Raw genomic sequence first — 22,627 nt, forward strand, 5'->3', positions numbered from 1 at the left:
AGAGTATGCCACTTATTTGAGCAGTCCGCCTGTTCGCCTTGCCGCGTGTGGCGCAAACGCCAGTGCTCAGGCCGACGGCGTCAGGCGCGGGCGGTCGCTGTAGAAGCTGGCGACGCGGGCCTGGTCGATGATCGCGCCGGCGTCGGCCGCCGTTTGCAAGCCTTCCGCTACCTTGCCCGGCGCCGCCGAGTAGGCCGTCACGCCTGGAGCGGCCGAGTACGCGGTCTTGGCGGAAACGCCAGGGGCTGCCGAATAGGCGGTTTTGGCGGCAACGCCAGGAGCAGCCGAGTAAGCGGTCTTGGCGGAAACGCCAGGGGCGGCCGAGTACGCGGTGTTGGCGGCAACGCCGGGCGCTGCCGAGTAGGCGGTCACGCCAGGTGCGGCGGAGTAAGCGCTTGCGCCAGGTGCTGCCGAGTAAGCCACGTCCTGATGCGCGGCGCCGCGCAGGTAGGACTCGCCGAAAGTGGCCTCATACAATTCCTGCATGCGATGGCCCAGGCGCTCATGCGCCACCAGGTCGTCCTCGCCGCGCAGGCCGATGTACGGGAAGTGATGCAGGAAATGGCCGAACACGGCGTCGCAGTCGACCGCGTATTTCATCGTGTCCAGGATGTGGTAGTGCCAGAAGGTGTCCACGTCCACCAGCGGCGCGGTCTGCTCATTCGGGAACTGCTTCATCAGGAACAGGAAACGGCGATATTCGGTTTCGATGGCGTTGGCGCGTTCCAGCGACCAGCCTTCGCCAGATTCTTTGTGCATCAGCTTGACTTTGATCGGTTCCAGGTCCAGTGCATTGATGACGTTCATGGCATTTCCTTTGCGTTGATGAGGCGGGTTGAAAAAATAGAACAATTGCAATTCTTGCCCAGCGCAAGTGAAGCGCCTTTGATTTTTCTCAAGCTTTATCAGGAACGTCCTACGGTATTGGGAATGCGCTGACCCGGACGCTGCCATTTACGCCGGCGCGTCGGCCGCCAGGCGGGCGGTGAGCTGGTGCTCGTCGGCCGCCGAGGGCGGTTCGTAGTCGACCGGGACCGAGATCGATACCGTGGTGCCGGCGTTGTGGCCGCCGGTGATGGCGCAATGGCCGCCGAGCAGGCTGATGCGCTCCTCGATGCCGACCAGGCCGAAGGAGCCTACCTTGTTGCGGCTGCTCTCGCGCATGCCGACGCCGTTGTCGCTGATGGTCATGCTGAGCATGCCGCCGGCCTGGCGCAGCTCGACCCGCACCAGGCTGGCGCGGGCGTGCTGCAGGATGTTGCTCAGCGATTCCTGCAACACGCGGAAGAAGGCGGTGGCGCAGCGGTCGTCGATGCGGATGTCGCTCTGGTGCTCGATCAGTTCGCAGACCATGCCGGAGCGCTGGCGGAACTGGGCGATCTGCCATTCCACCGCCGCGTTCAAGCCCAGGTCCAGCACCGTCGGCCGCAGGTCGTTGATGATGTGGCGCACGCTCTTGATGGTGCTGTCGATCTGGGTCAGCGTGCTGCGCGCGCGCGCGTGCAGGCGCGGGTGGTTTTGCCGGGTGCGCGAGGCCAGCAGGTCGGCCTCGATGCGCAGCACCAGCAGGTTCTGGCCCAGGTCGTCGTGGATTTCGCGGGCGATGCGCTTGCGTTCCTGTTCCTTGATCTGGTCGGCGTGGGCCGCCAGCTGGCGCAGCTTGTGGTGCGACAGTTGCAGCTTGGCCTGGCTGTCGCGCAGTTCCTTGGTCATGGCCTTGGCCATTTTGATGGCGCGCATGCGCGACGACGACAGCGTGTGGAACAGCAGGTAGAACAGCAGCGAGCCGACGAAGCCGCACGCCATGGCCAGCCACGGCAGGAAGGCGTCGAAGCGGCTGTACCAGACCGTCTTGGGGGCGCTGAAATGGGCCGACCATAGTCGTCCGTTGAAGTCCAGCGGCAGCACGATGGCGAACTGGTCGTCGCGGTGCGCCGAGCGCCTCGTGCTGGCGCTGTTGTCGTACAGCAGGGTGAGCGGCGAGACGCTGCCGTCGGCGTTCTTGCCATCGTCGTACAACATCAGGTGCACTTCGCGTACCTGCATCTGGTCCATGGCCGCGCGCACCAGGCGCGGCACGCTAAAGCCTATGCCCACCGAGCCGATGTAGGCCGCGCGGCGCTGCGCCACGTCGTTGAGCGGCACGTCCTTGTGGTACAGCGGCAGGCGCATCGCCAGCGACCAGCCTTGGGAGTTGCGGGTGTTTTCGATCGGCATGCCGGAGGTGATCAGCTTGCCGGTGTCGCGCGCCAGTGCGATGGCGCGCGCCGCCTGCTCCCTGGCGCCGATGTCGAGGCCGAGCCGGTGACGGTAGGGGGCGACCGGCTCGATCATGGTCAGCACCGAATATTCGGCGCGCCGGCCGGCGGGTTTGATGGTGAAGTTGGGGTAGCCGTCCGGCTGGCCGTCGCCGCTGCGGGCGGCGGCGCGCTCGAAGGCGTCGCGCTGGGCGTCGGTCACGTGCTGCGTGAAATTGATGTTGTCGAGCGCGGGGAACTGCTCTGCCAGGTCCAGTCCGTTGACGTAGCGGTGGAAGCTGGCGCGGTCGACGCGGTCGCTGGCGTCGAAGAAGCTGGCGGTGCCGCGCAGCACGTCGGTGTAGGCGTTGATGCGCGAGGTGATGTTGTATTGGGCGTTGCGGGCCTGCTGCGTGAAGCGCTCGGCGGCATCGTGTTCGATGGTTTTGTAGACCAGCACATAGCACAGCGCACCGACCCCCAGCGATAACAAGACGCCAGCCCACCACACCGGCTTGCTCGGGGAGAACAGTTGTTTTTGCGCAAGTAACGCTGTCATATCGATTGCTTGAAGCAACTCCTGGGACCGGATGAGGCTGAATATAGGAAACTTTGGCGATGCGAGTCAAGTAATTTTGTGAATTTGCTATTCGTCCTGGACGTTTTGCCATGACCGGCCATGCAAAAGGCCGGCGCTTCCTATGGGAGCGCGCCGGCCTGGAGGCTTGCAACTTCTCGTATCAGTCGCGCTTACTTGGCGACCCAGCTGTCTTTCAGCGTGACGATGCGGTTGAACACCGGCTTGCCTGGCGTGGAATCGACGCGGTCGGCGACGAAGTAGCCGTGGCGCTCGAACTGGAAGCGCTGGTCCGGCTGGGCCGCGCTCATGCCCGGCTCCAGGTAGGCGGTGATGACTTCCTTGGCGTTCGGGTTCAGCAGCGAGAGGAAGTCCTTGCCGCCGGCGTCCGGGTTGGCGTCGGTGAACAGGCGGTCGTACAGGCGCACTTCGGCTTCCAGCGCGGTGGCGGCGGAGACCCAGTGGATGTTGCCCTTGACCTTGTAGTTGTCCGAGCCCGGCGTGCCCGATTTCGAATCCGGGAAGTAGTTGACGTGCACCGCCACCACTTTACCGTTCTCGTCCTTGTCGTAGCCGGTGCATTCGGTCACGTAGCCGTGGCGCAGGCGCACGCGGCTGCCCGGCTTGTCGTCGACCGGCGGCGCGTAGCGGAAATAGCCCTTGCTCGGCACTTCCATGAAGTCCTCTTCCTCGATCCACAGCTCGCGCGTGATCGGGAAGCTGCGCACGCCCATTTCCGGGTGGTGCGGGTGGACCGGCGACGTGCATTCCTCGCTCAGGCCCTCAGGGTAGTTGTCGATGATCAGCTTGAGCGGACGCAGCACGGCGGTGGCGCGCGGCGCCTTCGGGTCCAGGTCTTCGCGGATGCAGCCTTCGAGCGTGCTCATGTCGATCCAGCCGTCGGCCTTGGTCACGCCGATGCGTTCGCAGAACAGCTTGATCGCTTCCGGCGTGTAGCCGCGGCGGCGCAGGCCGACGATGGTCGGCATGCGCGGGTCATCCCAGCCGTCGACGATGTTTTCTTCGACCAGCTGGCGCAGCTTGCGCTTGCTGGTGACGACGTAGGTCAGGTTCAGGCGCGAGAACTCGTACTGGCGCGGCACCGGCAGCTTGAAGAAGCCGCCCGCCGACAGGGTTTCCAGCAGCCAGTCGTAGAACGGGCGGTGGTCCTGGAACTCCAGCGTGCAGATCGAATGGGTGATGTTTTCCAGCGCGTCCGAGATCGGGTGCGTGTAGTCGTACATCGGGTAGATGCACCAGGCGTCGCCGGTGCGCACGTGGTGGGCGTGGCGGATGCGGTAGATGGCCGGGTCGCGCAGGTTCATGTTCGGCGACGACATCGCGTCGGCGCTGGTCTTGGCGCGCAGGATGTGCTCGCCGTCGGCGTATTTGCCGGCCTTCATGTCGCGCAAGATCTGCAGCGATTCGGCGGCCGGACGGTCGCGGAACGGCGAATTCTTGCCCGGGGTGTTGAAATTGCCGCGGTTGGCCGCCATCTCGTCGGCCGACTGGCTGTCGACGTAGGCATAGCCTTTTTCGATCAGGTACTCGGCCATCGCGTACAGCTGCTCGAAGTAGTCGGACGCGTAGTGCAGATGGTGCTCGACGCCGCCGTTGGCGGCCGGATAGTCGTAGTCAAAGCCCAGCCATTTGACGCTGTCGATGATGGTGTCGACGTATTCCTGCTCTTCCTTGGCCGGGTTGGTGTCGTCGAAGCGCAGGTTGCAGCGGCCCTGGTAATCGCGCGCCAGGCCGAAGTTCAGGCAGATCGATTTGGCGTGGCCGATGTGCAGGTAGCCGTTCGGCTCCGGCGGGAAGCGGGTGATCACGCTCGGCATGCCCTCGCGGACGTGGGTGCCGGCCGCCAGGTCGGATTCGACGATGGCGCGCAGGAAATTGGAGGTCAGGACGGGCGTTGGGCTGTTTTTGTCGTTGCTCATCTGAAAAGTTGGCTTTGCAAAAGTTCGAGTGAAGGGCATTTTACCGTATCCCCTCTATGACAGCGGCGGAAATGCTGCGTTGCGGCGGCCCTCGGAGGAAATTGCAATGGCTACACGGGTATAATTCGTCTTTAATTGTTCGGAGGCCGTTTAAAAAAGACCGCAGCGTCGTTGCCGCTCCTCGCCGTGCATTTGCACTGTCTTCGTCGCTACGCCTAGCTGCGCTCATTTTTAACCAGCCTCACACGGCCCGGAGTTTCCAAAATGGAAAATTATTACAACACGCTGGGTATCGCGCCTAACGCCACCGACGACGAGATCAAGAAGATTTACCGCTCGCTGGCGATGCGCTTCCACCCGGACCGCAACCAGGCGCCCGGCGCGGAGGCGCGCTTCAAGGCCATCACCAAGGCCTATGAAATCCTGTCCGATCCGGTCAAGCGCGAGGAATACAACCAGAGCGTGAACCACCGTATCATCATCGACCCGGAAGCGGAAGCGTACCAGTTGTGGCGTGCGGTGTTCAACCTGCATGGCACCGTGCTGCCACCGGCCTGAGCCGGCCACACATCAAGAAATAGAAAGCAAGCAATGTCTAGAAAAGTACACCCTGAGTTCGCCTATCAATCGCGCGAGCTCGAAGGCCAGATCGAGGGCATCCTGGGCGACCCTCCCGACCGCAAGAACTACCAGCGCATGATAGACGCACTGGTGTCCGAGTACGCCAGCGGCGGCGGCATCGAGGATGTCAACATGCTGGCCTTCGCGCTGGTCGACCATCTGGAGTTCAACAACCCGAAAGGCTTGCTGGCCGAGGCGGAAGACTACGAGTTCGGCGACGCCGGCCGCGTGTTCGCGATGGCGTCCTGCAAGGGCGAGGACGCGGCGCGCATGTACGCGGCGCTGGAAGAGAACCTGCCGGACCTGGCGCGCCAGGCCATCATCACCGCCTTCCTGTACAAGAATCCGCGCAAGTGGGACGACGACGACCAGTCGCTGGACCAGTTGTCGGCCAACGACGACGGCGACGATGTCAACGACGAAGACCAGGCGACCGACGACTTCGCCCAGATGTTCGATCAGGATGGAGATTAATCATGACCGAGAAAAGTAATCTGCCGGCACTGAGCAAGCAAGTGACCGAGCTGGTGCTGGCCGGTTCGCTGGGCCACGCCGAGCAAGCCTTCGCCGATGCTGCCGACCAGTTCGGCGACCTGGCGGTGGTGGAAGTGCTCAACAACATCCCGCCGCAGGTGACGGCGCTGCATCTGGCCGGCTTCGACGGCGGCAAGATGTCGCTGGCGACCCTGCTGGTGCCGGCCAAGGCCTGGGCCGACAGCCTGGCCTTCTTTGCCGCGACCTGGTCGGACGACCAGATCGAGGACGACCCGGAGCGCATCGCCGAGTCGCTGTTCGCCCACATCCACGGCGTGGTGTTTTCCACCGACGATGAAGAGCGCCGCAAGGAACTGCTGGCGGCGGCCTCGGCCACTGACCACGGTTCGACCGCGTTCGCCATCCTGTTCTCGATGGCGCCGAAGGAAATCCTGGAAGTGGCCGGCGAGATCATCTCCAAGGGCCCGTACCTGACCGGCCAGACCTCGTCCGACAACGACGTGGTTCCGCTGGCGATCCTGCTGGCGCAAGCCTCGGAAGACGGCTGGGACCGCGCGCTGTTCGAGCTGTTCCCGGAGTTCCGCCACAGCGCCGACCTGGCCGACGCCGAGTTCAGCGACGACCCGGACGACGAGCCGAACTTCCTGCAGCGCTCCACCAAGGAATTGCTGTACCGCTTGCGCAAGCAGGTACCGTCCACCCGCAGCGCCGCCAAGCCTGGTTCGCGCCGCAGCCTGGGCACCGGCATTTTCTCGTGATGGGTATCTGATACATGCTGCCAGCAATAGTCGTAGAAAATTTACCGCGCCTGACCCGCGCCATCCAGCAACTGGCGGCCCATCCGGACGACGAGGCCGCCTACGCGCTGGCCGATGAACTGACCGGCATCACCGCCATGGTGGCCGAGAAGTTCACCAACGACCGCACCGCCGACGGCATCCAGAAAGCCTTGCAGCTGACGGTGGGCGGCGTGTCGCTGGGCCTGGACCACGCGCTGATGCACGAGGGCGACCTCGCGGCGCTGGACTTCCTGCTCGAGCACGGCGCCGAGCATGCGTTCCAGATTGGCTTCCGCCTGATCAAGGAGTTGTCGGCCCTGCCGGAAGACTCGCTGGTCGGCGAGTACGATACCGATCCGGTGTATTCGGCGCGCCGTCTGCGCGACCTGTTCATCGACCTGTGCCAGACCGATCCGAACCAGAACTGGAACGGCATGGAGCGCTACGAAGTGCTGCTCAAGCAGCGCAAGGAAGTGCAGGCCGTGGTGCGGCTGGCCGGCTGGCTGCGCCGCCACCACAGCGAAGGCCCGGTCAGCGACACCGACCTCAATGCCGAGGGCGTGATCGCGCTGGCCATCATCTTCGCCATCGAAGGCGGCGGCCGCGTGGTGGCGCGCACCGGGCAGAAGGAGTTCGAACGCTTCGTCAAGTCGGTGCGCAAGTCCAAGCCGGATTACGAAGAGGGCTGGGCGGCGCTGGCGGCCAAGGTGCCGGTGCAGCATCACCCGGTGCTGCTGGACCGCATCGCCAGCTATCGCACCGGCTGCACGGTGATCCAGAACATCAAAGGCCGCACGGCGATGAAAACGCTGTTCGCGGAACTGGAAAACTACGCCGGCTCCGAGCTGGACGCCGACTATAATTAGGCAACTAAGCTAAGCAAGCAAGCTAAGCCGCAGCTGCCTCCGTCGCCACCGCGACGAAGGCCGCCACCAGCGGCGAGCTTTCATCCCTGCGCTGCGCCAGCAGCAGCGTGGTGTTGGCCTCCGGATCGGCCAGCGGGCGGTAGCAGACGCCGCCCATGTGGATGATGTCGAACGAGCGGGGCAGCACCGAGATGCCGCAGCCGGCCGCCACCAGGCCGATGATGGTCGATGCTTCGTTCGCTTCCATCGCGATCGTCGGCATGAAGCCGGCGGCCCGGCACAGCCGGAAAATCTGCGGATAAATCCCGGTGCCGGCCGTCTTCGGATACATCACGAACGGCAAGCCTTGCAGGTCGCTGATGGCGACCGCCTTCTTCTTTGCCAATGGATGGCCCAGCGGCAGCACCAAGGTCAGCGGATCGTGCCGCAGCACCGTCATCTCGACCGCATCGGTCACCGCCACCTCCGGCGGACGCACCAATCCCAAATCCAGTTCCCGCGCGGCGATGGCGTCGATCTGCGGCACCGTCGACATTTCGCGCAAGGTCAGCGTCACGCCCGGATAGCGCTGGCGGTAGCGGTTGACCACGGTCGCGAACAGCGGCGTCAGCGGGGTGGAGAAGGTGAAGCCGACGCGCAGTTCGCCGGCCTCGCCGCGCTCGGCCCGGCGCGCGGTCTGCACCGCCTGCTCGGACAGCGACAGCACGCGGCGGGCGTCGTCCAGGAACAGCTTGCCCGCCTCCGTCAGGCGCACCCAGCGTTTGCTGCGCTCCAGCAACTGAGCGCCCACTTCGGCTTCCAGCATCTGGATCTGGTGGCTCAGCGGCGGTTGGCCGATGTGCAGGCGCTCGGCGGCGCGGGTGAAACTGAGCTCCTCGGCGACGGCGACGAAGTAGCGCAGGTGGCGGAGTTCCATCGCTGTTATCTTTTTAAAGTATGAGTAACGGCTTAAATATATATTGGACAGTGATTCGGCGCAATCCTAAGATGAAGACATCGTACCTCTGAAGAGAGCACCACCATGTCGTCGAGCGCCGCCGCACTATCCCACATTACCGTCGGCAGTCCCGAGTTCAAGCGCAGCAGCCGCGCCTTGTTCTTCGGCGGCTTTTCGGCGTTTGCCTTGCTGTACAGTGTGCAGCCGCTGATGCCGGTGCTGTCGCATGAGTTCGCGCTGAGCGCGGCGCAGAGCAGCATGGTGCTGTCGGTGTCGACCGGGGCGCTGGCGGTGTCGCTGGTGGCGTCGAGCGCGGTGTCGGAGCGGATGGGGCGCAAGCCGCTGATGGTGGCGGCGATGGTGATCTCGGCGTTGCTGACGATCTTGTGCGCCTTTGCGCAGAGCTACACGCAGTTGTTGCTGATGCGCGCCACGCTGGGCGTCGCGCTGGGCGGCATGCCGGCGATCGCCATGGCCTACCTGGGCGAGGAGATGGAGCCGAGCTCGCTGGGCTTGTCGATGGGGCTGTACATCAGCGGCAGCGCGTTTGGCGGCATGTCGGGGCGGGTGATCGCTTCGGTGCTGAGCGATCATTTTTCGTGGCGGATGGCGCTGGCGGCGGTGGGCGTGGCCGGGCTGCTGGCGGCGTGGGAATTCTGGCGCTCGTTGCCGGCGTCGCGGCATTTCGTGGCGGTGCGCAGCGGCTGGCGTACTTTTCCGGCCGGCTTCAAGCTGCACCTGTCCGATGCCGGCTTGCCCTGGTTGTTTTCGCTGTCCTTCCTGCTGATGGGGAGCTTTATCAGCCTGTACAACTACATCGCTTATCGTTTGCTGGCCGCGCCTTTTCACCTGAGCCAGAGCTTGGTGGGCGCGGTGTCGTTCCTGTACCTGCTGGGGATCTATGGCTCGGTGTGGGCCGGGCGCCTGGCGGACCGCTACGGCCGCCGCCATGTGCTGTGGGCGGTGATGACGATCATGATCGCCGGCTTGCTGCTGACCTTGTCGAACTGGCTGCCGCTGATCGTGTTTGGCGTGGCGATGTTCACCTATGGCTTCTTCGCCTCGCATTCGATCGCCAGCAGCTGGGTGGGGCGGCGCGCCAGCACCAACAAGGCGCTGGCGTCGGCGCTGTATCTGTTTTTCTATTACCTTGGTTCCAGCGTGGTCGGTTCGGCCACCGGCGTGATGTGGGGACGCAACGGCTGGCCCGGCGTGGTGCTGGTGTTGAGCGGCTTCCTGGGCCTGGCGTTCATGGTGGCGCTGCGCCTGCGTCGCCTGGCGCCGCTGGGCCAAGCCGAGCGCTAGTTATTTCGGGCAGTTGGCATATGACCTCCTGCCGTCCGGGTGGATGTTGATGCAGTAGGTGACGATAGCGGTGACGATTTTGTAGGTGCGCGTTTTGTTCTCGCCGTCTGGCGTGCTCAGTTCGATGATCTTGGCGGCCTGGTACCACTTCGGCGGCACGGCTTCGTGCGCGGCGTCGATGCCGCGTTCCAGGCGGGCTTGCTTGCTGTCCGGCGGCGGCACCGGGGCGCGCTCGGGGTAGGCTGCGCGCAATTCCTTGTCTATTTTTCTCACGTCCAGCCTGGCCTGGCTCAGGATGTCGCTGGCGCTGGGCGGGCGTTGCGCGGCCGGCGCCTGGGCGAAGGGATCGTCGGCGATGCTGGCCGGCGTTGGCGCGGTCGCCGGCGCAGGAGGGCTGTCGTCGGCCTTGGGCGGCGTGATGGTTTTCGGGACCGGCGCGACCCGGGCCTGAGGCGCGGGCTTGACCTCCGGCTTGGGTGGGCTCTTGGCGGCGGGCCGCGCCATCGGCAGCAGCCATTGCATCGCCTCGCGCGGTGCGCGTGGCGCATCGGCGGCATGCTGGCGCTGCATGAATGCGTAGATGATTGCGATGTGCAGCAATCCGGTGATGAGCAATCCCGGCAGATGGCGTGGTCGATGTCTGATCATGCCGTAGGATAACTTGCAAATTGGATATTTATTGGTTTTGTCACAAGTCCTTACAAAGCCTGTAAGTTTGCCGCCGGCGGCGCGACCAAGGTGCATCACTTATCGCCCTGGAGACGTCGTGAAGCATTTAATCCTGAGCCTGGCCGCCGCGGCCGCGCTGAATATTCCGCCGGCGCTGGCCGCCGGTTGCAGCGCGCAGAGTCCGGTCTATCGCATCGCCTTGCTGGAGTTGTACACGTCCGAGGGCTGCAGCAGTTGTCCGCCGGCCGACCGCTATGTCAGCGGCTTGCGCGCGGACGGCGTGACCGCGCAGCAGGCGGTGCTGTTGTCCGAGCATGTCGACTACTGGAATTACATCGGCTGGAAAGATCCGTTTTCCAGCAAGACCTACACCGACCGCCAGCGCTGGCTGAGCGACCTGGCCGGTTCGCGCACCATCTACACGCCGGAGATTTTTGTCGGCGGCAAGGAGCAGCGCGGCTGGCCGCGCGGTGTGGTCGACACGGTCAAGCGCATCAACGGACTGGCGGCGCAGGCCGATATCGGCATCGCGCTGGACGCCGCCAGTGCCGGCGGACTGGCGGTTAGCGTGACGGCCAGGTCGGCGCATGAAGGCAAGCTGTTTGTCGCATTGGTCGAGAACGGCGTGGCCAGCCAGGTGAAGGCGGGCGAGAACAGCGGCCGCCTGTTGCGTCATGATTTCGTCGTGCGCGAGTGGCTGGCGCCGGTGTCGTTGGTGTCGGGTGGCGCGGTCGTCAGCCGCACGCTGGCGCTGCCTGCCGGTGCGGCGGCCAGCAGGCTGGGCATCACCGCTTTCGTGCAAACGGACAAGGGAGAGGTGTTGCAGGCAATGTCGCTGCCGGTTTGCGGCGGCTAAATTTGAGCGCGCGCTGATCTGCGTCAGCGCTCCCTTGGTTAGCGTTCCGTCCGCCGAAACCGGCGGCGGCCTCCACGGTCGAACCTCCTTGGCACGCCTGTGCCGGAGAAAACAGAGGAGGGTAGATCATGCTGCAAGCGAACGACATCCAACATCGGTTTCATTTATTGGAGCAAGCGATAGGACAGGCATCGCAAGCCTGTTCAGCCGAGCGCCACGTGCCCGGCGAACTGCGTGACAGCATCCAGAGATTGGACCGGCAGTCCGATACGGCGAAGGAAGTGCTGCTGTCCCAGGATCAGCTGCGCATCCACAAGCTGATGCGCGAAATGGAGCGGCTTTCGGAGCGGGCCAGGCAAGTCTGCATCAACGTCCCGCAACTGTCGTCGCACACGCGCGGTGCGGTGAGCTATATGCATGGACAGGTCATGGAGCTCAAGCGGGACATGCGTATCAGTTCGTAGACGAAAGCACAGGCCGTCTGAGGACGGCCTGTTGCTTAGTGAGAAATCACATGCCGGAACGTCGGTTCGATGTTTTTGGCGTGCAGGTGCTGGATGATGTCTTCCAGCGTCGCGTCTTTCAACAGCAGGCCTTCCGGGGCTGCGTGCGTCGCCGGCGCTGCCGGTTTGTGCGGACGTTCCTTGCCGTGCGGCGGGTGCATGGTGGTGATGGCGTGCGTGAACTGCTTGTCGCCGATGCTTTGCAAGCCCTCCAGGAACGCGGCTTGCGCGGCGTAGGGCGGCATCATTTCCAATCCCGATTCGTCGGCAAACGAGGCGCCCATGCCGGGATTGATGAAGGCGGCCCAGCGGCCGCTGGCCATGTGCAGGCAAGGCGGCAGTTCGGCCGTCGTGCTGGTCAGGGTGTCGGGACGCAGGCCGATCTCTTCGTTCGGAATGTCGGGGAAGTAGGTCTTGCGCAGCAGGTGCAGGAAATGCTGCGCCTGATTCAGCGGCACCGGCGTCTCCAACGACAGCCACAGCGAATAGCCTGCGCCACCGCTGATGCTGACCGCCGGCGCAGGCAGGCCCAGCTGATCTTGCAGCGCGTTCGCCACGCCGCACAAGCGATCCCAGTGCTGCGAGGCCGGGGCGTCGCCCATGCGGTTGAAGTCGACGATCATCGTGCGCACCAGGCCGTTGTCCGAGACCAGGTTGATGGCGCCGGTCTTCTCGCCGCCCAGGTGCTGCGCCAGCAGCTCCGACGTCAGCGCGCCTGCGGGGAAGCACTCCTGGTCGACGAGCAGGTACAGCCGCTGCAATTCCGCGATCAGCTTGTCCATCACAGCACTCCCTGTGCGCGCAAGGCGGCGATGTCGTCGTCGCTCTGACCCAGCAGATTGCGCAGGATCTCGTCGGTGTGCTGGCCCAGCAGCGGCGGCGCGACCGCGTTGTCGGTCGGCGTCAGCGACATCTTCATCGGGCTGCGCACCAGCTTGGTGCTGCCGGCGGTCGGATGCGGCACGTCCATCACCAGCTCGCGCGCCAGTACTTGCGGGTTCTTGTAGACGTCGTCGAGGTTGTTGATCGGGCCGCACGGCACGCCGACCGCTTCCAGCTGGTCGATCCAGAAATCGCGCGGCTGCGCCAGCACCATCTCGGCCAGCAGCGGCACCAGTTCGTCGCGGTGCTTCACACGCAGCGGATTGGTGGCGTAGCGTTCGTGCGTCGCCAGGTCGGCGCGGCCGCCCACTTCGACAAACTTCTGGTACTGGCCGTCGTTGCCGGTGGCGACGATGATGTAGCCGTCGGCGCACTGGAAGGTCTGGTACGGCACGATGTTCGGATGCGCGTTGCCCCAGCGCTTGGGCGGCTTGCCGCTGTTGAGGTAGTTGCTGCCCATATTGGCCAGCATCGCCACCTGCACGTCCAGCAGCGCCATGTCGATGTACTGGCCTTCGCCGCTGCGGTCGCGGTGCGTCAGCGCGGCCAGGATGGCGATGGTGGCGTACATGCCGGTCATCAGGTCGGTCAGCGCCACGCCGGCCTTTTGCGGGCCGCCGCCGGGCAGGTCGTCGCGCTCGCCGGTGACGGACATCAGGCCGCCCATGCCCTGGATCAGGAAGTCGTAGCCGGCGCGGTGCGCGTACGGGCCGTCCTGGCCGAAGCCGGTCACCGAGCAGTAGACCAGGTCGGGCTTGATGGCCTTCAGCGATTCATAGTCCAGGCCGTAGCGCTTGAGCTGGCCGACCTTGAAGTTTTCCAGCACCACGTCGCAGTGGCTGGCCAGTTCGCGGATCAGGGCCTGGCCGTCGGCGCTGGCGATGTCGATCGTGACCGAGCGCTTGCCGCGGTTGGCGGCCAGGTAGTAGGCCGCTTCGGTGGTGTCCTGGCCTTCGGCGTCCCTGGCGTACGGCGGGCCCCAGGCGCGGGTGTCGTCGCCGCTGCCGGGCCGTTCGATCTTGATGACGTCGGCGCCGAGGTCGGCCAGGTTCTGCGAGCACCAAGGTCCCGCCAACACGCGGCTGAGGTCGAGGACGCGGATATGGCCTAGCGCTTTTGGAGCTGTCATGATGAGTGTAACCTTTTGAGTAATCCGATCAGGCCGCTAGTGTAGTGGCTCAGTCGGCGCTTGCACATAATTTTTTTGCAAGGTGGCGGCCAGTTCGCGCGCGGCCTGCCAGCGCAGCTGCGGCGATGGATAGTCGGGCTTGCTGTGGCGCGGAGACCCGCTGCCCCGGTACATTTTCCTGAAATAGCCCGCCAGCTGCGCCGCCGGCCAGCCTGCGCGCCAGGCCAGCAGCATGCCTTCGCGGTCGGCTTCGACTTCCTGTGCATAGTTGATGGGCGTCAGTTGGTCGATCAGCTCGCTGTCGTAGTCGACCGCGTGTTCCAGTTCCAGGAAGGGGCGCCCGGCCCAGCGCGGTTCCAACTGCAGCGCCTGCTGGTATTCCTTCAGGTTGTGGTGCAGGGCGGCGTGCTCGATCTCGTGCGCCAGCAGCATGGCCAGCTCGGCGTCGGCCAGTTCCAGCCGCTGCACATAGGCCTGGCTGACCAGGATTTTGCCGCCCGCCATGCAGTCGGCGTTCTGGTCGGGATCGTTGGTGGTGTGGACTTCCCAGGCCCAGCCGGCCGTATCGGGATAGTCGCGCCTGGCGCGGGCGATCAGCGTCGCGGCGATGGCGTTGACGCGGGCGGTGAAGCGGGCGTCGGCGTCCAGCACATGGTCGTTCAGGCGGCTGGCGTACACCTGGGCGGCGCGGGCGATGAGCAGCTGCTGGGTCAGGGCGGCGGCATCCTGTGCGGGCGCATTGGCGGGCGCGCAGGCCAGCAGCGTGAACAGCACGGGCAGCAGCGCGGGCAGCAGCAGGGCTGCCCGGCGCCGCCTATTTGCCGCGTCCCGCATTCGTGATAATGTTGACATCGTGTCCATTACTGCTTTCGAGGCATCCACCATGTGGCCCTACCCAAAAATCGTTGCACACCGCGGCGGCGGCACGCTGGCGCCGGAAAACACCGTCGCCGGCCTGCGCGCCGGCCTGGCCTACGGCTTTCATGCGGTCGAGTTCGACGTCATGCTGTCGCGCGACGGCATCGGCATGGTGATGCACGATCCCGACTTCGGCCGCACGGTGGCGGGGCGGGGCAGCGTGGCCGGGACCGACGCCATCGAGTTGTCCGGCATGGACGCGGGCAGCTGGTTCGGGCCGCAATTCCGCGACGAGCCGGTGCCATTCTTCACCCAGTTCATCGATTATTGCAAGCAGCAACGCATCTGGATGAACGTGGAAATCAAGCCGGCCGACGGCTACGAGCGCGAAACCGGCGCCTGGGTTGCAAAAATAACACGCGAACACTACGCCGCCGAAATCGCGGCGGGCGACCCGGCCGCCGTTCCCCTGCTGTCCTCGTTCAGCTTCGACGCCCTGGCCGCCGCCCGCGATGCGGCCCCGGAGCTGCCGCGCGGCTACCTGCTGGACCGCATCCCCGCCGACTGGCAGGCGCAGGCGCGCGAGCTGGGCGCCGTGGCCATCCACACCAACCAGAAGCACCTGACGCGGGAGCTGGCGGCCCAGATCAAGGCGGCCGGCTACGGGCTGTTTTGCTATACCGTCAACGATCCCGAGCGCGGCAGGGAGATCCTGTCGTGGGGCGTCGATGGCTTTTGTACGGATCGGATCGATTTGATCGGACCGGGTTTCGCCTAAGACCCTGTGGCTCTCGCGGTCATATATAATCAACCCTTTGCATTTGCCAGCTACCACTGCTTACGACATGAAATCATCTGAAATCCGCGACAAATTCCTCAAGTTTTTTGAATCCAAGGGTCATTCGATTGTCCGTTCCAGCTCCCTGGTGCCTGGCAACGACCCGACCCTGCTGCTGACCAACAGCGGCATGGTGCAGTTCAAGGACGTGTTCACCGGTACCGACAGCCGTCCGTACACCCGCGCCACCTCCGTGCAGCGCTGCGTGCGCGCCGGCGGCAAGCACAACGATCTGGAAAACGTCGGCTACACCGCGCGTCACCACACCTTCTTCGAAATGCTGGGCAACTTCAGCTTCGGCGACTACTTCAAGCGCGACGCCATCAACTACGCATGGGAACTGCTGACCAAGGTCTACGGCCTGCCGGTCGACAAGCTGACCGTGACCGTCTACATGGAAGACGACGAAGCCTACGACATCTGGGCCAACGAAGTGGGCGTGCCGAAAGAGCGCATCATCCGCATCGGCGACAACAAGGGCGCGCGCTACGCGTCGGACAACTTCTGGCAGATGGCCGACACCGGCCCATGCGGCCCGTGCACCGAGATCTTCTACGACCACGGCGCCGACATTCCAGGCGGCCCGCCAGGCTCGCCTGACGAAGACGGCGACCGCTTCATCGAAATCTGGAACCTGGTGTTCATGCAGTTCAACCGCGACGAAGCGGGCGTGATGCACAAGCTGCCGAAGCCGTGCGTCGACACCGGCATGGGCATGGAGCGTCTGGCCGCCGTGCTGCAGCACGTGCATTCGAACTACGAGATCGACCTGTTCCAGGCCCTGATCAAGGCCGCCGCGCGCGAAACCGGCGCCACCGACCTGGAAAACAAGTCGCTGCGCGTGATCGCCGACCACATCCGCGCCGCCGCCTTCATGATCGTCGACGGCGTGATCCCTGGCAGCGAAGGCCGCGCCTACGTCCTGCGCCGCATCATCCGCCGCGCGCTGCGTCATGGCCACAAGCTGGGCCAGACCAAGCCGTTCTTCTTCAAGCTGGTGGCCGACCTGTCGATCGAGATGGGCGCCGCCTACCCAGAGCTGGAAGAAGCCAAGGACCGCGTGGCCCAGATGTTGAAGGCCGAGGAAGAGCGCTTCGGCGAGACGCTGGAAACCGGCATGAAAGTGCTGGAAGCCCAGCTGGCCAAGGACGGCAAGGGCATCGACGGCGCCACCGCCTTCACCCTGTACGAAACCTACGGCTTCCCGCCGGACCTGACCGCCGACATCTGCCGCGAACGCAATATCGAGTTCGACCAGGTGGGCTACGACGCCGCGCTGAAGGAAAGCCAGGAACTGTCGCGCAAAGGCGGCAAGTCGACCAAGGATGCCAAGGTCGAGTACACCGGCGAGAAAAACAAATTCGTCGGCTACGACAACCTGACCCACAGCAGCAAGATCGTTGCTCTGTACGCAGCCGGCACGCCGGTGCAGGAACTGAAGGCCGGCCAGTCCGGCATCGTGGTGCTGGACACCACGCCGTTCTACGCCGAATCGGGCGGCCAGGTCGGCGACCAGGGCGTGATCGCCACCGGTGCCGCGCAGTTCGCCGTCAGCGATACGCTGAAGATCCAGGCCGACGTGTTCGGCCACCACGGCACGCTGGAATCCGGTTCGCTGAAGGTCGGCGACGCCGTCAGCGCCAACGTGGACGAAGCCAAGCGCGCGCGCACCATCCGCAACCACTCGGCCACCCACCTGATGCACAAAGCCCTGCGCGAAGTACTGGGTTCGCACGTGGCGCAGAAAGGTTCGCTGGTCGATCCTGACAAGGCCCGTTTCGACTTCAGCCACAACGCACCGATGACCGCCGAGCAGATCGCCCAGGTGGAAGCCATCGTCAACCGCGAAGTGCTGGCCAACACCGCAGTCCAGCAGCACCACATGTCGTTCGACGACGCCGTCAAGCATGGCGCGATGGCGCTGTTCGGCGAGAAGTACGGCGATGAAGTGCGCGTGATGGACATCGGCAGCTCGAAAGAACTGTGCGGCGGCGTGCACGTGCACCGCACCGGCGACATCGGCCTGTTCAAGATCATCTCGGAAGGCGGCGTTGCGGCCGGTATCCGCCGCGTGGAAGCCGTTACCGGCGAAGGCGCGGTGGCGCTGGTGCAGTCCATGAACCGCCGCTTGCTGGAAGCTTCGGCAGCGTTGAAGGCGAACCCGGAGGAACTGACCGCGCGTATCGGCCAGGTGCAGGACCATGTCAAGGCGCTGGAGAAGGAACTGGCCGCGCTGAAATCGAAACTGGCTTCGGGCCAGGGCGATGAGCTGGTCACGCAAGCGGTCGATGTCAACGGCATCAAGGTGCTGGCGGCGGTGCTGGAAGGCGCCGACGTGGCGCGCCTGCGCGAAACCATGGACAAGCTGAAGGACAAGCTGAAGACCGCCGCCATCGTGCTGGCCAGCGTGGCCGACGGCAAAGTCAGCCTGATCGCGGGCGTGACGGCGGACGCCACGTCCAAGGTCAAGGCCGGCGAGCTGGTGAACTTCGTTGCACAACAAGTGGGCGGAAAAGGCGGCGGACGCCCTGATATGGCGCAGGCCGGCGGCACCGATCCTAGCGGTTTGCCAGCGGCTCTGGCAGCTGTTCCGGGCTGGGTGGGCGAGCGCGCTTAACTTGCCTAAAGGCCTTGTAATGCAGTAACTATGCGGCCTGCGTATCTTACGCAGGCCGTTGTTGTCTAGTGTGAGCTGTTGTATACTTGCCAGTTCCCGTTGCAAACTTGCAACGTACTATGAACTATTTTGGTGCAGCGCGTCATTTGATCCGTTTTGGAGTAGTATGACGTCAGTCCTAACAAAACATGCGGGTTTTTGATGAGCGACACGATACTTGAAAACGAAATCATGGAATTCCACAAAGAACTCGACGCACGCGGCCTGAACTGCCCGTTGCCGATTCTCAAGGCCAAGAAAGCCTTGTCCGAGTTGCAAAGTGGCGAAGTCCTGCGCATCATGGCGACGGACCCAGGTTCGGTGCGCGATTTCCAGGCATTTGCCAAGCAGACCGGCAATGCACTGTTGTCCCATGTCCAGACTGGCCGCGAATTTGTCTTTTTGATGCAGCGCAAATAAGCCTGCTGCGTCTTTTTCTATAGAAACATCGTCTGAGAGATTTATTTTTTAGACGATTTCTACTAGCTAAAAAACGCACGATCGTGCTTTATTTTCTTGTGCGGGCTGAATTTCTCATATAATCTAGCCCACATAATTTAGTCCCGAATTCTTTAATTTTTCCAAAGGCACAGCTATGAAAGTCTTGGTACCCGTCAAACGCGTGGTCGACTACAACGTCAAAGTGCGCGTCAAATCCGACGGCACTGGCGTCGATATCGCCAACGTCAAAATGTCGATGAACCCATTCGATGAGATCGCGCTGGAAGAAGCGATGCGCCTCAAGGAAGCAGGTAAAGTCACCGAAGTGGTTGCCGTGTCGTGCGGCGTGACCCAGTGCCAGGAAACCCTGCGCACCGGCATGGCGATCGGCGCCGACCGCGGCATCCTGGTGGAAACCGCTGTCGAGCTGGAGCCGCTGGCGGTCGCCAAGCTGCTCAAGGCGCTGGCTGACAAAGAGCAGCCGCAGCTGATCATCCTGGGCAAGCAGGCGATCGACGATGACTCGAACCAGACCGGCCAGATGCTGGCAGCCCTGCTGGGTTGGCCGCAAGCGACGTTCGCGTCGAAAGTGGTGCTGGAAGACGGCAAAGTGACCGTGACGCGCGAAGTGGACGGCGGCCTGGAAACCCTGGCACTGACGCTGCCTGCGATCATCACCACCGACCTGCGTTTGAACGAGCCACGCTATGTGACCCTGCCGAACATCATGAAGGCCAAGAAAAAACCGCTGGATGTGACCAAGCCGGAAGACCTGGGCGTCGATGTGACCCCGCGTCTGAAAACCCTGAAAGTCGTCGAGCCTGCAAAACGCTCGGCCGGCATCAAGGTGCCAGACGTCGCCACCCTGGTCGCAAAACTGCGCACCGAAGCCAAAGTCATCTAAAGGATAAATCATGGTCGCATTAGTTATCGCAGAACACGACAACGCTAGCCTGAAAGGCAGCACCCTCCACACCGTGACCGCCGCAGCCCAATGCGGTGGCGACGTGCACGTCCTGGTCGCTGGCTCGAACGCCGGCGCCGCCGCTGCCGCCGCCGCGCAAATCGCCGGCGTGTCGAAAGTCATCGTGGCCGACGCCGCTTACTTCGCCGACGGCCTGGCCGAGAACATTGCCGAGCAAGTGCTGGCGCTGGCAGGTTCGTACAGCCACATCCTGGCTCCGGCCACCGCCTACGGCAAGAACATCCTGCCGCGCGTAGCCGCCAAGCTGGACGTGGCACAGATTTCGGAAATCACCAAAGTGGATTCGCCGGACACCTTCGAGCGTCCTATCTACGCCGGCAACGCGATCGCCTACGTGCAATCGTCGGACAAGATCAAGGTCATCACCGTGCGTTCGACCGGCTTCGACGCCGCTGCCGCCACCGGCGGTTCGGCTGCGACCGAGAATGTCGCCGCGGTTGCCGACAACGGCAAATCGGCCTTCGTCGGCCGCGAGCTGGCCAAGTCGGACCGTCCGGAACTGACCGCCGCCAAGATCATCGTTTCCGGCGGCCGCGGCATGGGCTCGGGCGAGGCGTTCAAGATCCTGGAACCGCTGGCAGACAAGCTGAACGCCGCCATGGGCGCGTCGCGCGCAGCCGTCGACGCCGGCTACGTGCCGAACGACTGGCAAGTCGGCCAGACCGGCAAGATCGTCGCGCCTACGCTGTACATCGCCGTCGGCATCTCCGGCGCGATCCAGCACTTGGCCGGTATGAAGGATTCCAAAGTGATCGTCGCGGTCAACAAGGATCCTGAAGCGCCGATCTTCTCCGTTGCCGACTACGGCATCGTCGGCGATCTGTTCGACATCGTGCCGCAACTGGTTGCAGAACTGGGCTAATCAAGCCGTGATGAATACAGGGCCACGCTGATCCGGATGACCGGATTGCCGTGGCCTTTTTCTTGGAGACATAAGATGCCGTATCAAGCACCCCTGAAAGACATGCTGTTCGTGATGAACGAACTGGCCGACCTGGCCGGCGTCAATGCGCTGCCGGGCAATGAAGACGCGACCCCGGACACGGCCGAAGCCGTGCTGGAAGAAAACGCGAAGTTCGTCGCCAACGTGGTCGCGCCGCTGAACAATCCTAGCGACAAAGAGCCGAGCTTCTGGCACGACGGCCAGGTCACGACCTCCAAGGGTTTCAAGGACGCCTTCAAGGCGTTTGCCGAGGCTGGCTGGCAAGGCGTGCAGCATCCGGTGGAATTCGGCGGCCAGGGCCTGCCGAAACTGCTGGCGACGCCGTGCATTGAAATGCTCAACGCCGGCAGCATCTCGTTCGCGCTGTGCGCGCTGTTGTCGGACGGCGCGATCGAAGCGCTGCTGACCGCCGGCAGCGATGCGCAGAAAGCCACCTACCTGGAAAACCTGGTGTCGGGCAAATGGACCGGCACCATGAACCTGACCGAGCCGCAGGCCGGCTCCGACCTGGCCGCCGTGCGCACCCGCGCCGTGCCGCAGGACGACGGCACCTACAAGGTGTTCGGCACCAAGATCTTCATCACCTACGGCGAGCACGACTTCACCGAGAACATCGTGCACCTGGTGCTGGCGCGCACGCCGGACGCGCCTGCTGGCGTGAAGGGCATTTCGCTGTTCATCGTGCCCAAGTTCCTGGTCAACGCCGACGGCTCGCTGGGCGCGCGCAACGATGCGCATTGCGTGTCGATCGAGCACAAGCTGGGCATCAAGGCCAGCCCGACCGCGGTGCTGCAATTCGGCGACCACGGCGGCGCCATCGGCACGCTGGTGGGCGAAGAGAACCGCGGTCTGGAATACATGTTCATCATGATGAACGCGGCCCGCTTCGGCGTCGGCCTGCAGGGTATCGGCCTGGCCGAGCGCGCTTACCAGAAGGCCGTGGCCTTCGCCAAGGACCGCGTGCAGTCGCGCGACCTGGCCGGTTCGGCCGGTCCGGTGGCTATCATTCATCATCCGGACGTGCGCCGCATGCTGATGGCTATGCGTTCGCAGACGGAAGCGGCGCGTGCGCTGGCCTACGTCGGCGCCGGCATCAGCGACGTGGCGCACAGCCACGCCGATGCCGAGGTGCGCAAGGCCAACCTGGCGGTGTACGAGTATCTGGTGCCGGTGATCAAGGGCTGGTCGACCGAGATGTCCCAGGACGTGACCCGCGACGGCGTGCAGGTGCACGGCGGCATGGGCTTCATCGAAGAGACCGGCGCGGCGCAGCACTATCGCGATTCGAAGATCCTGACGATTTACGAAGGCACGACCGCGATCCAGGCCAACGACCTGGTCGGCCGCAAGACCGTGCGCGACGGCGGCGCCGTGGCCAAGGGCATCATCGCCCAGGTGCGCGCGACCGAGGCGCAGCTGGCTGCTGTCGATCATGCCGACTTCAAGGCCATCCTGGCGCAGCTGTCGTCCGGCAGCAAGGACCTGGAAGCGGTGGTGGACTACGTGGTCGCCAATATGAAGAGCGATATCAAGGGCGTGTTCTCGGGCAGCGTGCTGTACCTGAAGTTGGCCGGCCTGGTGCTGGGCGGCTGGCAGATGGCGCGCGCGGCCCTGGTGGCGCAGCAGAAGTTGGACGCCAATGAAGGCGACGCCAGCTTCTACAAAGCCAAGATCGCCACCGCGCGCTTCTTCGCCGACCATATCCTGTCGCAAGCATCGAGCCTGCGCATCGCCATCATCGACGGCAGCGCCGGCGTGCTGGCCTTGAGCGAAGACCAGTTCTAAGCGGCGTTTTCGTCTCCAGCAAAAGCGGCCTTCGGGTCGCTTTTTTTTTCGTCGAAGCTTAAGCATTTCGTAGTTCGATTGCCCTGATTTCGTCATCGTTTACTTTGACGGCATTCGAGATACGCTAAGATGAAAACTCGGGAACTGATTGAACTATTGCTTGCGAATGGCTGGTTTCAAGTCCGGATGAAGGGCAGTCATCGACAATTCCATCACCAGACGCTGCCTGGCACAGTTACTGTGGCGGGCAAGCTGAATGTTGACGTCCCCATTGGCACGCTCAACTCGGTCTTGAAGCAAGCCAGAATTGGAAAATAGGGAGTGA

Annotated in this window: 22 protein-coding genes; 14 read left to right on the forward strand and 8 right to left on the reverse strand. The window is 63.9% G+C overall.

Features of this window, described 5'->3' with window-relative positions:
• Positions 1-66 precede the first annotated feature (66 nt).
• The 3 genes from RUGAMON1_RS07005 to RUGAMON1_RS07015 form a co-directional block, all read right to left on the reverse strand.
• Entirely contained in the window at positions 67-807 is a 741-nt protein-coding gene (locus RUGAMON1_RS07005; protein WP_445229812.1) for a glycine-rich domain-containing protein, read from the reverse strand.
• A 147-nt stretch (positions 808-954) separates the two neighbouring features.
• The gene (locus RUGAMON1_RS07010) at positions 955-2,796 is read right to left on the reverse strand and encodes a CHASE domain-containing protein (protein ID WP_445229813.1); all 1,842 of its coding nucleotides are present in this window, start codon (positions 2,794-2,796) and stop codon (positions 955-957) included.
• Positions 2,797-2,987: 191 nt separating this feature from the next.
• Positions 2,988-4,754, reverse strand: coding sequence for a glutamine--tRNA ligase/YqeY domain fusion protein (locus RUGAMON1_RS07015; RefSeq protein WP_445229814.1), 1,767 nt, complete (start codon positions 4,752-4,754; stop codon positions 2,988-2,990).
• 264 nt (positions 4,755-5,018) lie between these two features.
• Between RUGAMON1_RS07015 and RUGAMON1_RS07020 the strand changes: the two genes are divergently transcribed.
• From RUGAMON1_RS07020 to RUGAMON1_RS07035, 4 genes are read left to right on the forward strand one after another with little or no spacing between them, the layout of a single operon-like run.
• Positions 5,019-5,312 carry a DnaJ domain-containing protein gene (locus tag RUGAMON1_RS07020; RefSeq protein WP_116993529.1) on the forward strand — a complete coding sequence of 98 codons (294 nt, stop codon included), beginning with the start codon at positions 5,019-5,021 and terminating at the stop codon, positions 5,310-5,312.
• A gap of 33 nt (positions 5,313-5,345) precedes the next feature.
• Positions 5,346-5,849 (forward strand): hypothetical protein, encoded by a 504-nt coding sequence (locus RUGAMON1_RS07025; protein ID WP_445229815.1) that lies wholly within the window; start codon positions 5,346-5,348, stop codon positions 5,847-5,849.
• Between the two features lie 2 nt (positions 5,850-5,851).
• Positions 5,852-6,628 (forward strand): hypothetical protein, encoded by a 777-nt coding sequence (locus RUGAMON1_RS07030; RefSeq protein ID WP_445229816.1) that lies wholly within the window; start codon positions 5,852-5,854, stop codon positions 6,626-6,628.
• 14 nt (positions 6,629-6,642) lie between these two features.
• Positions 6,643-7,515 carry a hypothetical protein gene (locus RUGAMON1_RS07035; RefSeq protein WP_445229817.1) on the forward strand — a complete coding sequence of 291 codons (873 nt, stop codon included), beginning with the start codon at positions 6,643-6,645 and terminating at the stop codon, positions 7,513-7,515.
• Between the two features lie 22 nt (positions 7,516-7,537).
• Here RUGAMON1_RS07035 and RUGAMON1_RS07040 read toward each other — a convergent pair whose 3' ends face one another.
• Positions 7,538-8,431, reverse strand: a complete 894-nt coding sequence (locus tag RUGAMON1_RS07040; RefSeq protein WP_445229818.1) for a LysR family transcriptional regulator — start codon at positions 8,429-8,431, stop codon at positions 7,538-7,540.
• Positions 8,432-8,536: 105 nt separating this feature from the next.
• On the opposite strand from RUGAMON1_RS07040, the gene RUGAMON1_RS07045 reads away from it, so the two are divergent.
• Positions 8,537-9,757 carry an MFS transporter gene (locus RUGAMON1_RS07045; RefSeq protein WP_445229819.1) on the forward strand — a complete coding sequence of 407 codons (1,221 nt, stop codon included), beginning with the start codon at positions 8,537-8,539 and terminating at the stop codon, positions 9,755-9,757.
• On the opposite strand, the gene RUGAMON1_RS07050 is transcribed toward RUGAMON1_RS07045, so the two are convergent.
• Positions 9,758-10,357 carry a hypothetical protein gene (locus tag RUGAMON1_RS07050; RefSeq protein ID WP_445229820.1) on the reverse strand — a complete coding sequence of 200 codons (600 nt, stop codon included), beginning with the start codon at positions 10,355-10,357 and terminating at the stop codon, positions 9,758-9,760.
• A gap of 166 nt (positions 10,358-10,523) precedes the next feature.
• Between RUGAMON1_RS07050 and RUGAMON1_RS07055 the strand changes: the two genes are divergently transcribed.
• Together RUGAMON1_RS07055 and RUGAMON1_RS07060 are read left to right on the forward strand one after the other, a co-directional pair.
• Positions 10,524-11,282, forward strand: a complete 759-nt coding sequence (locus RUGAMON1_RS07055; RefSeq protein WP_445229821.1) for a DUF1223 domain-containing protein — start codon at positions 10,524-10,526, stop codon at positions 11,280-11,282.
• Between the two features lie 128 nt (positions 11,283-11,410).
• Complete coding sequence (locus tag RUGAMON1_RS07060) at positions 11,411-11,746, forward strand: hypothetical protein (RefSeq protein ID WP_445229822.1); 336 nt, start codon at positions 11,411-11,413, stop codon at positions 11,744-11,746.
• Between the two features lie 35 nt (positions 11,747-11,781).
• Here the strand turns inward: RUGAMON1_RS07060 and RUGAMON1_RS07065 are convergent, their stop codons facing one another.
• The 3 genes from RUGAMON1_RS07065 to RUGAMON1_RS07075 are packed head-to-tail and all read right to left on the reverse strand — an operon-like array spanning position 11,782 to position 14,630.
• Positions 11,782-12,567 (reverse strand): hypothetical protein, encoded by a 786-nt coding sequence (locus RUGAMON1_RS07065; RefSeq protein WP_445229823.1) that lies wholly within the window; start codon positions 12,565-12,567, stop codon positions 11,782-11,784.
• Positions 12,567-13,796 carry a CaiB/BaiF CoA transferase family protein gene (locus tag RUGAMON1_RS07070; RefSeq protein ID WP_445229824.1) on the reverse strand — a complete coding sequence of 410 codons (1,230 nt, stop codon included), beginning with the start codon at positions 13,794-13,796 and terminating at the stop codon, positions 12,567-12,569. The genes RUGAMON1_RS07065 and RUGAMON1_RS07070 overlap by 1 nt, the downstream gene beginning before the upstream one ends.
• A 36-nt stretch (positions 13,797-13,832) precedes the next feature.
• Positions 13,833-14,630 (reverse strand): M48 family metalloprotease, encoded by a 798-nt coding sequence (locus tag RUGAMON1_RS07075; protein WP_445229825.1) that lies wholly within the window; start codon positions 14,628-14,630, stop codon positions 13,833-13,835.
• Positions 14,631-14,679: 49 nt separating this feature from the next.
• Here RUGAMON1_RS07075 and ugpQ point away from each other — a divergent pair, with 49 nt between their 5' ends.
• The 7 genes from ugpQ (at position 14,680) to RUGAMON1_RS07110 (ending at position 22,620) form a co-directional block, all read left to right on the forward strand.
• A complete protein-coding gene (gene ugpQ / locus RUGAMON1_RS07080) occupies positions 14,680-15,432 on the forward strand; it encodes a glycerophosphodiester phosphodiesterase (protein WP_445229826.1) in 753 nt (250 codons plus the stop codon).
• A gap of 67 nt (positions 15,433-15,499) precedes the next feature.
• Positions 15,500-18,109 (forward strand): alanine--tRNA ligase, encoded by a 2,610-nt coding sequence (gene alaS, locus RUGAMON1_RS07085; RefSeq protein ID WP_445229827.1) that lies wholly within the window; start codon positions 15,500-15,502, stop codon positions 18,107-18,109.
• A 201-nt stretch (positions 18,110-18,310) separates the two neighbouring features.
• On the forward strand, positions 18,311-18,568 hold the full coding sequence (locus tag RUGAMON1_RS07090) for a sulfurtransferase TusA family protein (RefSeq protein WP_008445984.1): 258 nt from the start codon (positions 18,311-18,313) through the stop codon (positions 18,566-18,568).
• Positions 18,569-18,743: 175 nt separating this feature from the next.
• Entirely contained in the window at positions 18,744-19,493 is a 750-nt protein-coding gene (locus tag RUGAMON1_RS07095) for an electron transfer flavoprotein subunit beta/FixA family protein (RefSeq protein WP_020705405.1), read from the forward strand.
• Between the two features lie 10 nt (positions 19,494-19,503).
• A complete protein-coding gene (locus tag RUGAMON1_RS07100) occupies positions 19,504-20,436 on the forward strand; it encodes an electron transfer flavoprotein subunit alpha/FixB family protein (RefSeq protein ID WP_445229828.1) in 933 nt (310 codons plus the stop codon).
• 75 nt (positions 20,437-20,511) lie between these two features.
• On the forward strand, positions 20,512-22,302 hold the full coding sequence (locus RUGAMON1_RS07105; RefSeq protein ID WP_445229829.1) for an acyl-CoA dehydrogenase: 1,791 nt from the start codon (positions 20,512-20,514) through the stop codon (positions 22,300-22,302).
• Between the two features lie 129 nt (positions 22,303-22,431).
• Positions 22,432-22,620: a type II toxin-antitoxin system HicA family toxin gene (locus RUGAMON1_RS07110; protein WP_445229830.1), complete on the forward strand. Its 189-nt coding sequence runs from the start codon at positions 22,432-22,434 to the stop codon at positions 22,618-22,620.
• Positions 22,621-22,627: the final 7 nt, after the last annotated feature.

Origin of the sequence: Duganella rhizosphaerae (genome assembly GCF_040364205.1) — a bacterium.
GTDB classification, from domain to species: domain Bacteria; phylum Pseudomonadota; class Gammaproteobacteria; order Burkholderiales; family Burkholderiaceae_D; genus Rugamonas; species Rugamonas rhizosphaerae.

Excerpts from the sequence above, each read along its gene's own strand:
- RUGAMON1_RS07110 (WP_445229830.1), top strand. The coding sequence starts at position 22,432 with ATGAAAACTCGGGAACTGATTGAACTATTGCTTGCGAATGGCTGGTTT.
- RUGAMON1_RS07020 (WP_116993529.1), top strand. The coding sequence starts at position 5,019 with ATGGAAAATTATTACAACACGCTGGGTATCGCGCCTAACGCCACCGAC.
- RUGAMON1_RS07040 (WP_445229818.1), bottom strand. The coding sequence starts at position 8,431 with ATGGAACTCCGCCACCTGCGCTACTTCGTCGCCGTCGCCGAGGAGCTC.
- RUGAMON1_RS07025 (WP_445229815.1), top strand. The coding sequence starts at position 5,346 with ATGTCTAGAAAAGTACACCCTGAGTTCGCCTATCAATCGCGCGAGCTC.
- RUGAMON1_RS07005 (WP_445229812.1), bottom strand. The coding sequence starts at position 807 with ATGAACGTCATCAATGCACTGGACCTGGAACCGATCAAAGTCAAGCTG.
- RUGAMON1_RS07035 (WP_445229817.1), top strand. The coding sequence starts at position 6,643 with ATGCTGCCAGCAATAGTCGTAGAAAATTTACCGCGCCTGACCCGCGCC.
- RUGAMON1_RS07015 (WP_445229814.1), bottom strand. The coding sequence starts at position 4,754 with ATGAGCAACGACAAAAACAGCCCAACGCCCGTCCTGACCTCCAATTTC.
- RUGAMON1_RS07060 (WP_445229822.1), top strand. The coding sequence starts at position 11,411 with ATGCTGCAAGCGAACGACATCCAACATCGGTTTCATTTATTGGAGCAA.
- RUGAMON1_RS07090 (WP_008445984.1), top strand. The coding sequence starts at position 18,311 with ATGAGCGACACGATACTTGAAAACGAAATCATGGAATTCCACAAAGAA.
- RUGAMON1_RS07065 (WP_445229823.1), bottom strand. The coding sequence starts at position 12,567 with ATGGACAAGCTGATCGCGGAATTGCAGCGGCTGTACCTGCTCGTCGAC.
- RUGAMON1_RS07045 (WP_445229819.1), top strand. The coding sequence starts at position 8,537 with ATGTCGTCGAGCGCCGCCGCACTATCCCACATTACCGTCGGCAGTCCC.
- RUGAMON1_RS07105 (WP_445229829.1), top strand. The coding sequence starts at position 20,512 with ATGCCGTATCAAGCACCCCTGAAAGACATGCTGTTCGTGATGAACGAA.
- RUGAMON1_RS07010 (WP_445229813.1), bottom strand. The coding sequence starts at position 2,796 with ATGACAGCGTTACTTGCGCAAAAACAACTGTTCTCCCCGAGCAAGCCG.
- RUGAMON1_RS07095 (WP_020705405.1), top strand. The coding sequence starts at position 18,744 with ATGAAAGTCTTGGTACCCGTCAAACGCGTGGTCGACTACAACGTCAAA.
- RUGAMON1_RS07070 (WP_445229824.1), bottom strand. The coding sequence starts at position 13,796 with ATGACAGCTCCAAAAGCGCTAGGCCATATCCGCGTCCTCGACCTCAGC.
- RUGAMON1_RS07075 (WP_445229825.1), bottom strand. The coding sequence starts at position 14,630 with ATGCGGGACGCGGCAAATAGGCGGCGCCGGGCAGCCCTGCTGCTGCCC.
- ugpQ (WP_445229826.1), top strand. The coding sequence starts at position 14,680 with ATGTGGCCCTACCCAAAAATCGTTGCACACCGCGGCGGCGGCACGCTG.
- RUGAMON1_RS07030 (WP_445229816.1), top strand. The coding sequence starts at position 5,852 with ATGACCGAGAAAAGTAATCTGCCGGCACTGAGCAAGCAAGTGACCGAG.
- RUGAMON1_RS07100 (WP_445229828.1), top strand. The coding sequence starts at position 19,504 with ATGGTCGCATTAGTTATCGCAGAACACGACAACGCTAGCCTGAAAGGC.
- alaS (WP_445229827.1), top strand. The coding sequence starts at position 15,500 with ATGAAATCATCTGAAATCCGCGACAAATTCCTCAAGTTTTTTGAATCC.